This is a genomic window from Rhizobacter sp. J219 (genome assembly GCF_024700055.1).
GTDB lineage: Bacteria > Pseudomonadota > Gammaproteobacteria > Burkholderiales > Burkholderiaceae_C > Rhizobacter.
Map to the genome: position 1 here is coordinate 1,095,418 of NZ_JAJOND010000001.1, position 14,882 is coordinate 1,110,299.

Annotated in this window: 15 protein-coding genes and 1 pseudogene; all 16 read right to left on the bottom strand. The window is 65.1% G+C overall.

The window, feature by feature from the left end; translation table 11 throughout:
* Nucleotides 1-53 precede the first annotated feature (53 nt).
* Nucleotides 54-167: pseudogene (locus LRS03_RS04990) on the bottom strand (enoyl-ACP reductase FabI); the annotation flags it as partial.
* 59 nt (nt 168-226) lie between these two features.
* Nucleotides 227-718, bottom strand: coding sequence for a hypothetical protein (locus tag LRS03_RS04995; RefSeq protein WP_257824235.1), 492 nt, complete (start codon nt 716-718; stop codon nt 227-229).
* A 31-nt stretch (nt 719-749) separates the two neighbouring features.
* Entirely contained in the window at nt 750-2,372 is a 1,623-nt protein-coding gene (locus LRS03_RS05000) for a DUF3141 domain-containing protein (protein ID WP_257824237.1), read from the bottom strand.
* A gap of 54 nt (nt 2,373-2,426) precedes the next feature.
* On the bottom strand, nt 2,427-2,726 hold the full coding sequence (locus LRS03_RS05005) for a heavy-metal-associated domain-containing protein (protein WP_257824241.1): 300 nt from the start codon (nt 2,724-2,726) through the stop codon (nt 2,427-2,429).
* Nucleotides 2,693-3,040, bottom strand: a complete 348-nt coding sequence (locus LRS03_RS05010; RefSeq protein WP_257824243.1) for a DUF2933 domain-containing protein — start codon at nt 3,038-3,040, stop codon at nt 2,693-2,695. The genes LRS03_RS05005 and LRS03_RS05010 overlap by 34 nt, the downstream gene beginning before the upstream one ends.
* Before the next feature lie 31 nt (nt 3,041-3,071).
* Nucleotides 3,072-3,341 (bottom strand): hypothetical protein, encoded by a 270-nt coding sequence (locus LRS03_RS05015; protein ID WP_257824245.1) that lies wholly within the window; start codon nt 3,339-3,341, stop codon nt 3,072-3,074.
* Between the two features lie 140 nt (nt 3,342-3,481).
* The gene (locus tag LRS03_RS05020) at nt 3,482-3,889 is read right to left on the bottom strand and encodes a hypothetical protein (RefSeq protein ID WP_257824247.1); all 408 of its coding nucleotides are present in this window, start codon (nt 3,887-3,889) and stop codon (nt 3,482-3,484) included.
* Nucleotides 3,890-4,110: 221 nt separating this feature from the next.
* On the bottom strand, nt 4,111-5,373 hold the full coding sequence (locus LRS03_RS05025) for an MgtC/SapB family protein (protein WP_257824249.1): 1,263 nt from the start codon (nt 5,371-5,373) through the stop codon (nt 4,111-4,113).
* Complete coding sequence (locus tag LRS03_RS05030; RefSeq protein ID WP_257824251.1) at nt 5,370-5,675, bottom strand: alpha/beta fold hydrolase; 306 nt, start codon at nt 5,673-5,675, stop codon at nt 5,370-5,372. The genes LRS03_RS05025 and LRS03_RS05030 overlap by 4 nt, the downstream gene beginning before the upstream one ends.
* A gap of 756 nt (nt 5,676-6,431) precedes the next feature.
* Nucleotides 6,432-6,764 carry an ISC system 2Fe-2S type ferredoxin gene (gene fdx, locus LRS03_RS05035; protein WP_257824252.1) on the bottom strand — a complete coding sequence of 111 codons (333 nt, stop codon included), beginning with the start codon at nt 6,762-6,764 and terminating at the stop codon, nt 6,432-6,434.
* A 1-nt stretch (nt 6,765) separates the two neighbouring features.
* Complete coding sequence (gene cueR / locus LRS03_RS05040; RefSeq protein ID WP_257824254.1) at nt 6,766-7,191, bottom strand: Cu(I)-responsive transcriptional regulator; 426 nt, start codon at nt 7,189-7,191, stop codon at nt 6,766-6,768.
* Nucleotides 7,188-9,608 (bottom strand): heavy metal translocating P-type ATPase, encoded by a 2,421-nt coding sequence (locus tag LRS03_RS05045; protein ID WP_257824256.1) that lies wholly within the window; start codon nt 9,606-9,608, stop codon nt 7,188-7,190. The genes cueR and LRS03_RS05045 overlap by 4 nt, the downstream gene beginning before the upstream one ends.
* Before the next feature lie 146 nt (nt 9,609-9,754).
* Nucleotides 9,755-11,017 carry a type II restriction endonuclease gene (locus tag LRS03_RS05050; RefSeq protein WP_257824258.1) on the bottom strand — a complete coding sequence of 421 codons (1,263 nt, stop codon included), beginning with the start codon at nt 11,015-11,017 and terminating at the stop codon, nt 9,755-9,757.
* 194 nt (nt 11,018-11,211) lie between these two features.
* Nucleotides 11,212-11,535: a hypothetical protein gene (locus LRS03_RS05055; protein WP_257824261.1), complete on the bottom strand. Its 324-nt coding sequence runs from the start codon at nt 11,533-11,535 to the stop codon at nt 11,212-11,214.
* A 156-nt stretch (nt 11,536-11,691) separates the two neighbouring features.
* The gene (locus tag LRS03_RS05060) at nt 11,692-12,279 is read right to left on the bottom strand and encodes a DUF305 domain-containing protein (RefSeq protein ID WP_257824262.1); all 588 of its coding nucleotides are present in this window, start codon (nt 12,277-12,279) and stop codon (nt 11,692-11,694) included.
* 20 nt (nt 12,280-12,299) lie between these two features.
* A complete protein-coding gene (locus tag LRS03_RS05065) occupies nt 12,300-14,729 on the bottom strand; it encodes a copper-transporting P-type ATPase (protein ID WP_257829422.1) in 2,430 nt (809 codons plus the stop codon).
* Nucleotides 14,730-14,882 lie beyond the last annotated feature (153 nt).

Genomic DNA, 14,882 nt, shown 5'->3' on the forward strand with positions numbered 1-14,882 from the left:
CCATCGCATCGCTGCAGAACGTTGTCACCGGTTCCGCGCAATCGGCGGCGGCCCGCCAGCTCAGCGCCGGCATTGCGGAAGTGCTGCGCCGCGGACCAAGCCAGGCTGTCGGCGTTGGCCACTCCGACCACGAGGCCTCTGCGGCCGGAAAGATCGATGATTTCCACGGGGCAACCTTCCGATTTCTTTGCGAGAGCCGGCTGACTGGCGATCAACGCGGGTTGCCTCACCGCTCGGAGCGGTGCGGCGACCAGGCCTCGAACTTGAACTCGATCTCCTCGGTCCGCGGTGGCAGCCGCATCCAAAGTCGGAACCGGTACGGTCCGTCCTTGGCGACGCCGAAGACCTGTCCGTAGCTGGCCTGGTCGTTGACTTTCATCGGCACCAGGTACTTCGCGGGCTCGTCGACGATGCCGGCTTCGCTGATCTGCGCGCGCACAACCGCGTCCTCGATTCGACGGCCACTTGCGCTGTCGTAGAGCGCAACAACGAGGTGGTGAACCTGACCGCCGCCTCTGGGCGGACCGCCGTGGAGTTCCGCGAGCGCGTGCGTGTCCGCCACGACGGCGGCAGGTACCAACCCCCAGTAGAGGGTGACGCCGGAGCGCTCCAGTCGGCTCTGTGCCAGCGCCGGGCTCAGCATGGTGATCAGCAGCAGCAACAGCCACGTCGTGGCCGCGAAACGCCAGCACTGAGCCTGCAACAAGATGGTTCTCATGGTGGGCTCCTCGTGGCGTTTGGTCGACCAGTCAACTCGCATAGAGGTGCTGGAATACAACTTCGGCAAACAGGTCGCGGCTTGTGCGCCACGACTCCAAGGCTTGGGCGTACGCATCCGCGCCGACGCGTTCCAGCTGGTACCAGGGGTTGGCAGTGCGATCCGCGTCGTGCGCGCCCCACTGTTCGAGCCAGTGCTGCGTCCATGGCAACCAGGCAAGGGTTGGAGTCGATTTCTCGGACCAGACCTGCCGACTGATTCGCATTGGATGAAGCTCGCGCAACTGGCGCGCCGATTCATGCGTGACCGCCATGCGAACCCACGGCGAAACCCATTGCGCATAGGCACGCTCGCTCGCCTCCGACATCGCCTGCACCTTGTCGAACCCAGCCGGGTTGGCATCGAACGGCAGATCCTCGAGGCGGCGCGGCTCAAAGCAAGCGCCGGTGGCAGCGTCGCCGGTGACGCCCTCCTCATTTAGGACCATCTCGTAGAGGCCGGGTGCGAGATCCTGGATCGTTCCGGTGTGGTGGAGGATGGCACGATGCTCGCGCCGCGCGACGCCTGCCGACACGAAAATGCCGAGGTGGCCCACCTGCTTGTGCAGCAGGTAGACGACGCGCTGGCCAGCAGCCACCAATTCCTCGGTGGTCGCATATACCTCCTTGAGCCAGCCCAGCGCCTGGTGCGGTGGCGTGATGTTGTCGCCGTAGGAGCTGAAGATCACCAGGGGCGCCCCGATGCGCTTGAGGTCTGCACGGCAATGCTCGTCGACCACGATCTCGCCGTCCTCGAGGCGGTTGCCGACGAACAGATCCCCGGCGATGGTCAGCATCTCCTCACGTGCCAACTGGTAGAAGCCGTTCCACCAGCGCTCGAACTCCAGGAAGCGATCGTGCTCGGCCTCCGGCTGCGCAAAGAGCGTGTCGTATTTCCTGAATACGCCTTCGGGGCGCAACGCCTCGAAGTTCTGCACCAACCAGGCGCCGTCGAAGTGACCGTTCCCAAGGTCCGACATCCAGTGCGCGGGCCAGACGCCGCCGGTGAAGCCACCGAGCAGGCGCATCGGGTTGATGCCGCGCTCGCCGGCCCAGTACGACAGCGGCGAGCCGTTCAGCACAGCCATTGCCGCCCGGTGCTCACAATGCGAAAGCGCAAGCGCGATCGCCCACCCGCCCTGGCAATTGCCGTAGACGATCGGCGCCTTGCCGCGATGACGCTTGGCGACGATGTCAATGAAGGACGCCAGCGTCTGCACGACGGCTCCCATCGTTTGCCCATCGACCGGCTCCGGATCGAAGACCACGAAGTAAACCGGGTGGCCTTCGAGCAGCGCCATACCGACTTCCGAGTCGCGCTTGAAACCACCGATGCCCGGGCCGTGACCGGCGCGCGGATCGACCACGATCACCGGGGCTGCGCCCTTGCGCAGGTGCTTCTCGAGCGCGTCGGTGCCACAGCGCGTAACGCGCAGCAGGCGGTAGTTCGACGGTGGGTCGAGATCCCGCCCATCTGCAATCTGCTCGGACTCGAAGTGGAGCAGCGGCGGCATGCCCGCTGCCTCGTGAGCTGTCATGTTGGCCGCACGCTCGCGCAGTGTGTCGGCCGTCGCGGTGGCGCGCCAGAGCGCATCAAACCAGTAGCGGGTCACCATGCGACCTGGCGTAAGAGAGGCCGCAGCTGCAACGTTCGATGTCGCCATGACGTTTCAACCGCAGCAGCAGCCGCCGCGGCCCTTGGTGGCAGAGCCTGCTCCACAGCCACCGGTCGGGTGCGGGTGCGCTGCCGGCGCTCCTGTCGCGGGCCCAGCCTCATAGCCAGCATCTCCCAGGGCCGCGACAAACGCCGGCACCTGATTGGCTGCATGCTCGCCGCTGATACGCGCGATGCCGCTGCCGAGATTGACTTGGACCTCCTGCACGCCCGGCACACGCTTGAGTGCCTTGGTGACCGATGCGACGCAGGACCCGCAGGTCATGCCGTTGACTTTGAGTTCAGTGGTTTCCATTTCGAGACTCCTTTGGTTTCAATGTTGGTGGCCGCCGTGGTCACCGGGGGGCGCTGTCGGGTTTCATCCTTGGGCTTGGCGTCCGTGCCACCACCGTGCCCGCCGTGGCCACCATGCCCGCCGTGACCGAAGAGGTGCATCAGCGGGCAGGCCAGCAAGATCAAAAACGGCAGCAATTGCCCAAGGTGCGCGTTGTGGCGGTAGAACATCCAAACCACAGCCGAGGCCAGACCGATCCACAGCACCCATTGGTTGATGCGGGACCAATTGGGGCCGGAAGGGCGGCCATTGCTGTGTTCTTGCGAGTGGTTCATAGCGAGACTCCTGGTTGGTTTGACGAGGCCGTCACTGGTTTTTGTGGATCTTTGCGTGGTCATGGGTCGGCTTGGCCTTGCTCTTGACACCGGAGGCAGCAGCCTGCGGCATGCATGACATCGCCTTCGTCGACGGCGCGTTTCGCTCGGCGCCGTGGTCGTGGTGCTTCATTCCGCCAGAACTGCAGTCCATCGGCATAGACGCCGCAGGGGCGGCGGCGGGACGCTCCTGCGCGATCGCGGTGGCGGCACCGAGCGCAAGGGCGACAAAGGACGAAAGCAGAACGAGGGTGGTGCGCATGGCAAGACTCCTGATGAGGGAGGACAACATGGAAAGGAAACAGGAACGGACGACACCGCCACCAAGAGCGCCGCGACGGGGGCGGGGTGGACGGAAGGCAAGACGCAGCGCGGATCAAGTCCGCGTCGCGCCCGGGCGTGTCACAGCGCGAGGCGCTGGAACGCGATGCGCGGCGGGGGCCCGCCGGGCAGGTGTGGCGAGTTGACCATCAGCCGGTCAACGGTTGGCTGGGACTGGCCGGATATCGCAAGTGTGTCGAAGGCCGTCAGTGCTAAGCCGAACGCAGCCAAGCCGTCGTCGACAACCTTCAGCTGCGGAGCAGCGATTGACGACTTCTCGCAGAAGTTCAAGCAGTTGGCCTTGCCAGAATCATCCTGCTCGTCACCGTGGTGGTGTTCCGCCAAACTGACCGCAGCTTCCGCGTTGGCGTGGTGGTGCGTTGACTCTTCCAGGGTGCAGGCGTTTGCAACACCCATCGCGAGGCCAAACAGCCACACCAGCAGCACCTGGGCTGCCCATCGGCGGAGACGTCGGCGATCGCTGAACATGATGAAGTGCTATTGAGACACTGCGGGTTCTTTGAACTCAGAATAGCTTCGGGGTCTCACATCCAGCTTGATCTGCATCAACGATGCCTCCGTAGCCCACTACGGACTCCGGTTCGGCCCGTTTGCGCGCGGAGCGGGAACGCAAGCGCTCTAACCGACAAAGTGAGTGCGTTCTACGCCGACGCTTTGCCGTGCCGTCGACGTTCAAAAAGCAGGCCCCCTCAGCGCAGTGTGAGCGCCGTCGCGACACCGACGAGCGCCATCAGTACATACGCCGGCAGCACCTTAAGCGCCAGCGACCGACTGTCGAGCACCCATAACAGCCCCAGCTTGGAAAGCTGATTGACGGCAGCCGCGAGAAAGACGGCCAGGCCGGCAACGGCTGGGCCCACCACGCTGTCACCAACCATGCGGCCTACCGAAAGGGTGATGGCATCAACATCCACCAGCCCGGAGATTGCCGCAGTGACCAGCAACCCGGCATCACCGAACCGGTCTGCAAGGAACCGGCCGACAAGCAGCACCGCTGCGAGGAACAGCGCGAACTGCACGGCCGCGGTCAGCTTCAACGGGTTCTGCGTCGAGAGGTTTGGAAGGTCCTTCGCATGCTCGCGAGTGGTCAAGTACGCTCCGAATGCAGCCCCGGCGACAGCCATGGCCCCAAGGGTTCCGATCGTCGCCGTGCCGAGCGCTGGTGCTGCGACGCCAACAAGCACCGCCATTCGGCCGAACATCGCCGCGCAAGCGAGCGTGGCTCCCCCGGCAGCCAGTGGCCGCCACTGCGGAGCTTCCTTGGACCAGCGCGCCAGCGTCGCCGTGGTCGCGGTGCTGGACACCAGTCCGCCGAGCAGTGCCGTGAGAGTCAGACCACGCTTGGCGCCAAACCATCGCATCAGGACGAATCCGAGGAACGAGAACGACGCGAGCAGCACGACCGCCCACCAGAGCTTGTAGGGATTCAGTGCCGCGAACGGACCAAACCCTCGATCGGGGAGAACCGGGAGAATGACGACACTGATCAGCAGCAATTGAATGCCACTGGTCAACTCACCTTCCGTGAGCTTGCCGATACCACTGTGCATCGGTCGCTTGAGTTGCAGCAGCGTGACCGTCACCACCGCGACGGCAGCGGCGAGCAGCGTGCTGCCACCCGCCGCCAACACACCGATGAGGAACGTGGTGATAGCTGCCATGGCCGTGGTCAAACCCATGACGCCGTGCATGCGTGACGTCACGATGTAGCCGCTCAAGATCAGAAGGGCCACCACCGCCAACACGCCTACCAAAATGCTTGCGCCCCATCGTTGCGCCAGCAAACCACTCAAGCCGCCAAGCAAGCCGATCAGCGCAAACGTGCGCAAACCGGCCACTCGGTGCCCGTCAGGCAGGTCACGCTGATGCCAGCCGCGCTCCAGTCCGATGAGCAGGCCTGCAGCTAGGGCCATGCCAATACCCGTAAGTTCCGGCAAGGACACGTCGTTCATGGCGGCTGCTCCCTGAAATTCGAAAGCCACTGCTCGATGTGTTCCAGGCAGTCACGCGGTGCGCGCAGCCAGGGATGGTGATCCACACCGCCGCGAACATGCAGCTCCCTGGTGGCGCGCCCCTTCGCCAGATTCTGAGCCTCAGTCAGGGGCGCCGTCAGGTCGGCACTGCCGTGCAGCATCAGTACGGGGAGAGTCTGCGCTGTCGCCTCGGCCTCGCCGTGCCAGTCGTGGTGATACAGAACTTTCCACAGCGACGAGGTCGACGGCACCATGGTGTGCGCGACCAAGTCTTCGGCCACCTCGCGCGGGATGTTGCGAAGGAGACGTGGGAGCGGGTGTCCGACGACGCGACGTGACAGCGCAGTGGCCCACATGTTCGTCGGGCAGCATAGACGAGGGCACCGGCCCACCGGCCCAGTACCGGTGGGTTCCCCCAATCCGTGTAGCAGTACCAACAAGCCCTATTCTCCCTGACCGACGGCAAATCGCCTCAATCTCAAAAACCCTTCCCTTCATCGGTCGACATGACGCCCGGCCTCACCACCAGATACAAAGACCGGCGCGAATGGGAAGTGGTGGCATCTCTGGGTTGGTACGGGTCTCATGGCCCGTCCATCGTCGCGCCTCGTCGTTCCTGCCGTTTGACGCGCATCAAGCTACGGCTCGATCGGAGCTGGCGCAGCAACTTTCGCTGCGGGTTGGGCCAGCTGGACCACACGGGCGGCCGCCAATGGGGTGTAGCCGGCCTCGTTGATGCCGACTTCAGCGCCTGCGTATTGCCGCTGGCCGCCTCGGTGCGACGTGCTTGTTGACGAAGTTGATCCCAGACGGTCGTGCCAGGCTCGACGGACTTGACCGCCTCTTTGACCTACCCACGCACTGGCCCCCGCCGATATCAACGATGGCCACGGTGTGCGGCATTCCCGTGCGCTTCAGATAGGCAAGCGAGGTCATGAGGTGCGGGGCGTACCAACTGACGGCCTCCGGTGCTCGTGTGTTGTAGACCTCCTCCCAGTGCGACTTTGACTCTGCAGGAGGCTTCTCGGGTTCGTGGCTCATTCGCGGGCGTGGTTGATGGTGTATCGGGGAATGTCGATGGTGACGTCCTGATCGGCGAGCACGGCCTGGCAGGACAGCCGGGACTGCGCCTCGAGTCCCCAGGCGCGGTCCAGGAGGTCCTCCTCACCTTCCTCGATCTCGTTGAGCGACTCGAACCCCTGGCGAACGACCACGTGGCACGTTGTGCAGGCCGATGACATCTCGCAGGCATGCTCGATGTCGATCCCGTTCTCGAGCAGCGCCTCGCAGATCGAGGTGCCCGGTAAAGCCTGGATGGTGGAACCCTGGGGCGCGTAGTCCGGGTGCGGCAGGATCTTGATCACGGGCATGTCAATCTGCCAGTTCGTCGAGGATGGGACAGTCGGGCCGATGGTCGCCGTGACAGCACTCGGCCAGGCGCTCCAGCGTGCGCTTCATGGCGGCCATTTCTTCCATGCGGCGGTTCAGGTCCTCGACATGGGCGAGTGCGATCTTCTTGACGTTCGCGCTCGCGCGGCGCCGGTCCTGGTACAGCTTGAGCAGCTCGGAGATCTCCGACATGCTGAAGCCGAGGCTGCGGCCGCGACGGATGAAGCGCAGGGTGTGCACCTCCTTGTCCGTGTACTGGCGGTAGCCGGAGTCGGTCCGGCCGACCTTGGGCAGCAAGCCGAGCGACTCGTAGTGTCGGACCATCTTGGCGGTGACGCCCGAGCGGCTGGCGGCCTCCCCGATGTTGTAGGGACCGGAGGCCACGGTGTCTGTCGCGGCGTGCTTCATTCTTCGCTTCCTTTCCAACGGCGCAGCATCAAGGCGTTGGTGACGACGCTCACGCTGCTGAATGCCATCGCCGCGCCGGCGATCACGGGGCTCAACAAGCCAAGGGCTGCAAGCGGGATGCCGACCACGTTGTAGACGAACGCCCAGAAGAGGTTCTGACGGATCTTGGCGTAGCTGCGGCGTGAAATGTCGATTGCATCGGCCACGAGCGCCGGGTTGCCACGCATGAGCGTGATGCCTGCCGCATGCATGGCGACGTCCGTGCCGGTGGACATGGCGATGCCCACGTCGGCGGCGGCCAGCGCCGGCGCATCGTTGATGCCGTCGCCCACCATGGCCACCCGGTCGCCTCCGAGCTTCAAGCGGCCGACGATGTTGGCCTTGTCCTCGGGCAGCACTTCGGACTCGATCTCGTCCATCCCCAGTTGCTCGCCCACCATGCGGGCGCTGCCGCGGTTGTCGCCGGTCACGAGCACTGTCTTCACGCCCAGATCACGCAGTCGCCGAACCGCCTTCGCAGCGCTGGGTTTGACCGCGTCGCCGAAGGCGAGCAAGCCGAGCAGCCTCGGTCGATCTCCCGCCTCAGCGAGCCAGGACACGGTCCGGCCTTGCGATTCGAGTTCGATCGCGCGTGACTTCAGCGGCGAGAGGTCAACGCGCAGCTCTTCCATGAAGCGTGTGCTGCCGAGCCGCAGCGCCCGGCCTCGCACCGTGGCGGCCATGCCTCGCCCTGCCACGGCGCGCACGTCGCTCGCCATCGGCACACCGACCTGGTCACGGCGTGCTGCATCCATCACGGCACGGGCCAACGGATGCTCGCTGTTCGCCTGGATTGCCGCAGCGGTGCCGAGCAGCGCGGCATGCTGACCATCGGCGGCTTCGAAGGCCACCAACTCCGGCTTGCCCTCGGTCAGCGTGCCGGTCTTGTCGAATGCGACCACCTTCACACTGTGCGCGACTTCGAGGGCTTCGGCGTCCTTGATGAGGATGCCGTGACGGGCGGCGACACCGGTACCGGCCATGATGGCTGTCGGCGTGGCAAGGCCCAGGGCACACGGGCAGGCAATGACGAGCACCGCGACCGCGTTCAGGATGGCCGCCTCCCAGTCGCCCGTGGCGAGCCCCCAGCCCAGCAGGGTGATGGCCGCGATACCGATCACCACCGGCACGAAGACGCCACTCACCCGGTCCACCAGGCGTTGGATCGGCGCCTTCTTGGCCTGCGCCGACTCCACCAGGCGCACGATGCGCGACAGCGTCGACTCGGCGCCCACCGCGATCGTCCTGGCGATGAGAAGGCCTTCGGCGTTGACCGAGCCGCCGGTCAGCTTGTCACCGACGTGCTTGGCCACCGGGAGGCTCTCGCCCGTGATCAGCGACTCGTCGACCTGGCTTGCGCCTTCCACCACCTCGGCATCCACCGGCACCCGCTCGCCGGGTCGGATGACCACCAGGTCACCCACCTTGACGGCGGCGACAGGCACGTCGACATCGACGCCAGCGCGACGCACACGGGCATGCTCCGGACGCAGCGCGTTGAGCGCACGGATCGCTTCCGTGGTCTGTCGCTTGGCGCGGCCTTCGAGCCACTTGCCCAGCAGCACCAGGGTGATCACCACCGCAGACGCCTCGAAATAGAGGTGCGTCATGCCGTGGCCGCTGTGCACCCACAACTGGTACACGCTCAGGCCGTAACCGGCGCTCGTGCCGAGTGCCACCAGCAGGTCCATGTTGCCGGCGCCGGCGCGCAGCGCCTTCCAGCCCGCCTTGTAGAAGCGCGCGCCCAGCCAGAACTGCACCGGAGTCGCCAAAGCGAGCTGAAGCCATCCCGGCAGCATCCAGTCGAGGCCGAACAGGTCGGCGACCATCGGGACGACCAGTGGGAACGACAGCACGGCGGCGACGGCCACCTGCCACCAGTCGGGAAGCTTTGGCGAAGACGCCAGGCCAGAAGACGGCTGATCTGCTTCAATGGCAGGCTTGGCGGTGTAACCGGCTTTTTCGACGGCCGCGATGAGGGCTGCCGCGTCCGCGCTGCCAGCCATCCTCACTTGGGCTCGCTCGGTGGCCAAATTGACTTCGGCGTTCACGACACCGGGCACACGCTTCAATGCCTTTTCGACGCGGCCAACGCAGGAAGCGCAGGTCATGCCCTCGATCTGCAACTCCAGCGTCTGCGCGGCCACGCTGTAGCCGGCCTTCTCGATGGCCGCCTGTAGCGCCTCGGGCTTGACCGATGCGTCGGCCTGCACCGTCGCAGCCTCGGTGGCCAGGTTCACCGTCACATCTGCGACTCCGGGCACGGCGGCGAGCGATTTCTCGACGCGCAGCACGCAGGAGGCGCAGGTCATGCCTTCCACAGGGAAAGACCATTCGCGTGTGGGCACGGCTGGGTGCAGCAAGGTGGCGGTGTTCATCGGAGTCCTTTCATGGCCGTCTTGTCGGCATGAAACGAAGTCTTAAGCTTCCCACAATGGGAGAGTCAAGCATCCAAATAAAACGCCTTACCGCGCAAGGGTCACAGGCACGGGAGACGGCCAGACATTTCTCGCCTCTCCCGCGCTCACAGCAACTGGGAGATCTCCAGGACCGGTTTGAGGCCGCTGCCGAACCGGGCAATGGCGTCCCGGTGCTGCTGGAGCTGGCTGTACGGCAGATAGCGGATGCCGAGCTCCGACACTCGAGAGAACGCCGGGCGACGAAGCTGGGCTGCCACATCGTCACGCCGGTTATCGGGGGCGACCAGGAACAAGGTGCTGGCCGCGCCGACCTCGGTTCCGAGTGCCAGGTCCAGCATGCGCACGATCCCAGAATAGATGGACGTGGAGTGTTCCACCTCGAAGGCCGCAGCCACTTTCCGCGTCGACGGCTCGACCCACACCACGTCGATCAGCCGCACCGCGTCGGCGCTTCCCATGGCGCCCGGGAGCAACTCGGTCAGGCAACCGTCACCCAACTGCCCGCCCTCATGCGCCCGCCCGCGGTCGTTCGATGCGATCCACACGGAGAATCCCAGGCGTTTGCCCAGATCGCGCAGCCACCCTTGGATCTGGGTGTGGGTGGTGTCGCTCTCGCGCGCCGCAGCCCACTGCTTCGCCGCCGCGGCGGACTCTTCTCGCACCCGCGACAGGTCCTCTTCCCACGCTGCCAGTCCTTGGGCATCGTCTCCACGTGGTGGCGCCGAGTAGCGGCCACTGCCAATGTCGAACAGCAGGCCGGCGATGGCGCCCAAATCGTTGGACAACTGATGCCGGTAGGTGGCGTTCAGCCTCATCGCGCCTTCGCGCATCGACAGGTAGTGGTCCCAGCGTCCGAGCTTGACATTGCTGCCCGTCACGGCGTTGTAGCCGTTGACGATGGCGGTGTTGAACGGCAACACGAAGGTCGGATGGATGAAGTACAGCAGGTTCGCTACGGCCGGACCGAGCCCCTTGATCTTGAGTGCATCGATGCGGTTTACCGCCTCCACGAGTGCCTCTGCGTTGTCGCAACAGTCGCATGCATGGAGCAACTGGCCGAACGCACGCTGATTCACCGGGTTTTCGTAGATGTCGGGAATGCGCAGTTTCGGCTTCCACAGAAAAGCATGGTCTGCGCCCTTGAAGATCTGCCGCTGCTCGGCGATGGATCCGACGACCGTCTCCAAAGAGGAGCCCCGGTAGGCGTTCCCGAATGTTCCTGCCTCGACCTCACGCACTACCTGACCGATACCACGTCGAATCGACCGAAAGTTCTTCAGTCGTTCTTCCCACAGGAACCAGGTGCGATGCGTGGCGTGTTCGTCCGCCTTCCAGCGATCGATGAGCAATGAAAGTGGCTGCGACATGGTCCCCCGGTCCCGTGGCAAACGATCTGGCGATCGTCTCGCACGCCTGAATCCATGCGTGGCCAACGAGCCGATCCATCATGCGGTCGGCCGATGTGGCGTCCGCGTCCTGACGCCGTTATAGCGCGATTCCGCCCCGGCCAAGGGAATCGGCCTGTCGTCTCGCCGCACGCCGACCGACTGTCTCGCTAGGCTCAGCGCTGCTTGGCCGGCATCATGCCGTCGCGGCGATCACGCTTCGTTGGGCTGACGTGAATGTGCGATTCGTCGTCCCCGTGGCTTGACGCCGTGTTCGCGGCCTCGCGACGGTTCATCCCGTCGTACCGATCGATGCCCGAGGAGTTGGCGTGCGTCGCCGCGTCGCTGTCGCTCTGACGCTGTGGCAACTGCGAATGTGTTGCGGGAAGCCGATTCATGCCGTCGAAGCTATCCACGTTGGGATGAGCAGCGTAAGCCGACCCGGTGATGGACGCGAAGGCAACAACGGCCGTGGCGAGAAAGTGAAAGTGCTTGGACATGGAGCGCTCCTTGATGACGTGCAGCGGCCGACGGGCCACCATGCCAGTTACTCTAGGGAGTCGCTCCCCACGGGACGCTGTCGGCTACGTGACAATCCGGTCATGCGATGGGCACCTGCGCTAGTGAGAAGCGCCTCAGAGGCCGTCCACGTTGGGCTATTTGCCTGAACGCAGGCGCGCGGCGATCGCCTCCATCTGGGTGATCTCTGCGCGTTGCGCCTTGACGATGTCATCGCAAAGTTTGCGAAGCTCCGGGTCGGTGAGCTTGGCCTCTCGGCACATGAGGATGGCGCCCGAGTGATGCGGGATCATCGAGTCGACGAACTGCTGGTTGTCGACCAGCGCCTGGCGGCGTGTTGCCAACAGCGAAGCGGCGAACAGGACCGCCAAGCCGACATAGAGCGCCACGTTGAGCCGCTTGTTGCCATACATCGTGCCCATGGTTGCCAGCATGATGATGCCCATCGGGGCCAGCATGGTCAGCGCCATGTAGAGCATGTTCACGTTGTTCCGAAAGTCGCTCCACCCGTCGATCATGGTGAACATGGCGAGGTACATCGGAATCAGGCTCAAGGCCAGATTGAGCGCGAACATCCAATATGCCTGGCTGGACGAACCGCCATGGGCAGTCCCGGCGCCTGCGGCTTCACCGTGCTCGGCGTGGGCATGAGCTTTGTGGTCCATGTCGAACTCCTTCTTGCTGGTTTGGATACGGTTCCTTGGGGTGCCGCGGTCGCGGGGCAAGGCGTTTACCGTGGCTCAAATCAACGCTTTGAGCGCAAGCGAAGCGAGTTCGTCACCACGCTGAATGACGACAGGCTCATGGCCAGCGCTGCGATCATGGGCGACAGCAACCAGCCCGTGAACGGGTACAGCACGCCGGCCGCAAGCGGCACGCCCAACGCGTTGTAGATGAACGCGAAGCCGAGGTTCTGCCGCATGTTGGCGACGGTGCTCTCGGAAATCTCCCGAGCACGAGCGATGCCACGCAGGTCGCCCTTGACGAGCGTCACCTGGGCACTGTTCATCGCCACGTCGGTGCCGGTTCCCATCGCCACGCCGACGTCGGCCTTGGCCAGCGCCGGTGCGTCGTTGATGCCGTCGCCAGCCATGCCGACGACGCGTCCTTCGCGCTGCAGCCGATCGACCAGCGCCAGCTTGTCAGCGGGCTTGACCTCGCCATGCACCTCGTCGATGCCCAGCTTCTGGGCGACCGAGCGCGCGGTTGTCAGGCCGTCGCCGGTGGCCATTACCACCCGCATGCCCGCGTCGTGCAGGCTTTGCAGCGCTTCCGGGGTGCTCGCCTTGATCGGATCCGCCACGGCGAGCAGCCCGAGCAGCTGACGGTCACGGGCGAGGAACATCACGCTGCTGCCGTGTTCTCGCAACTGCTCCGCCTGCGAGCGCAGCACCGACACGTCGACGCCATCTTGCTCCATCAGCGCGGTGTTGCCGAGTGACAGCCGGCGGCCTTCCACCGTGCCGCGCACACCGATGCCGGTGGACGATTCGAAATCGACAGCGGCGGCGAGCGGGAGCTGGCGGCTCCTCGCCGCATCGACGATCGCCTGCGCCAAGGGATGTTCGCTGCCCTGGTCGAGGCTGGCAGCCAGGCGAAGCACTTCCTCGTCGGTCGTCCCCGCCGCGGCGAGCGCCCGCTCGAAGGCTGGCTTGCCCTCCGTGAGCGTGCCAGTCTTGTCGACGATCATCGTGTCGACCTTGCGGAAGTTCTCGATCGCAGAGGCGTCACGGAAGAGAACGCCTTGCGTCGCGGCACGCCCGGTGGCCACCATGATGGACATGGGTGTGGCCAGACCCAGGGCACAGGGACAGGCGATGATGAGCACCGACACTGCGTTGATGAGGCCGTACTGCCAGCCCTGCTCTCCGCCGAAGATGCCCCAGGCGAAGAACGACAGCAAGGCGATCCCCACCACCACCAACACGAAGTATCCGGCCACCTGATCGGCCATGCGCTGCATCGGCGCCTTGGAGCGCTGCGCCTGAGCGACCATCTGCACGATCTGAGACAGCATCGTCTGCGAGCCGACTTTCTCGGAGCGCATGACGAGCGTGCCGGAGGTGTTGATCGTCGCGCCGATCACGTTGTCACCGGGGCGTTTGGTGACGGGCACTGGCTCCCCGGTGAGCATCGCTTCGTCGATCGCGCTGGAACCCTCCAGCACCACGCCGTCGACCGGAACCTTCTCGCCCGGGCGGATGCGCAGCCGGTCACCCACGTGGACATGGGTCAGCGGCACATCGGCTTCAGAGCCGTCGTCCTCGATGCGCCGCGCGGTCTTGGGCGACAGGCCCAACAAAGACTTGATGGCGGCCGACGTCTGCGAGCGTGCACGCAACTCGAGCATCTGGCCGAGCAAGGTCAGCGAGATGATGACCGCCGCGGCCTCGAAGTAGACGCCGATGCGCCCGTGAGCCGCAAAACTTGCAGGAAACACCTGCGGCGCCACGGTCGCCACCACGCTGTACAGGAATGCGGCGCCGGTGCCAATGCCGATCAGCGTCCACATGTTGGGGCTGCGGTGGCGGAAGGACTGGGCGCAGCGGGCGAAGAACGGCCACCCTGCCCACAACACGATCGGCAAGGAGAGCACCAGCTCGAGCCAGCTCTGCCGCGCGGGATCCATCCAGCCCAGACGGTGTCCGGCCATCGCTAACACCGTGACGACCACGGTCAGCGGGAGCGTCCACCAGAATCGGCGCGAGAAATCGCGCAGCTCGGGGTTGTCGTCGTCAGCCGTCGCCTCCGGAATCAGCGGCTCCAGCGTCATGCCGCATTTCGGGCAATTGCCCGGACGGTCCTGCCGGATCTCCGGATGCATTGGGCAGGTGTACACCGTCCCTTGGGGCTCCCCCGGCTGTGATCCACGCTCGACGGGTGGCACGTACGGCGAGGCAGGGGAGGAAGTGGGAACTGCCATTGACGGCACCGCAAGCGCCTCGCTCTGGCCGTGATGCGCGTGCTGGTGCGCGTGCGTATGGGAATCAGCTTGAGAGGCGGGCTGCGCGCCATGGGCCACGCCGCTTGGGCCTTCGCCTGTGTCACGCACGAGGTTCATGCCGCACTTGGGACAACGACCGGGCGCGTCGGAGCGCACCTCGGGGTGCATAGGGCACACGTAGTAGCCATCAGATTCCGCGTCCGGCGTACCCATTCCCCCGTGGGGATTCATCTGCGGATGTACATGACCCTGGCGGTGGCCCGCGTGGGGATCAACGGCCGGACCTGACGCGGGCGCAGGGGCTGCGCCCCGCGAGGGGGTGTTTCGCTCGTCCATCTCGTGCTCCTGAATCCTGCAGGTCTTGCAGGCCGCCGATGGGGCGAG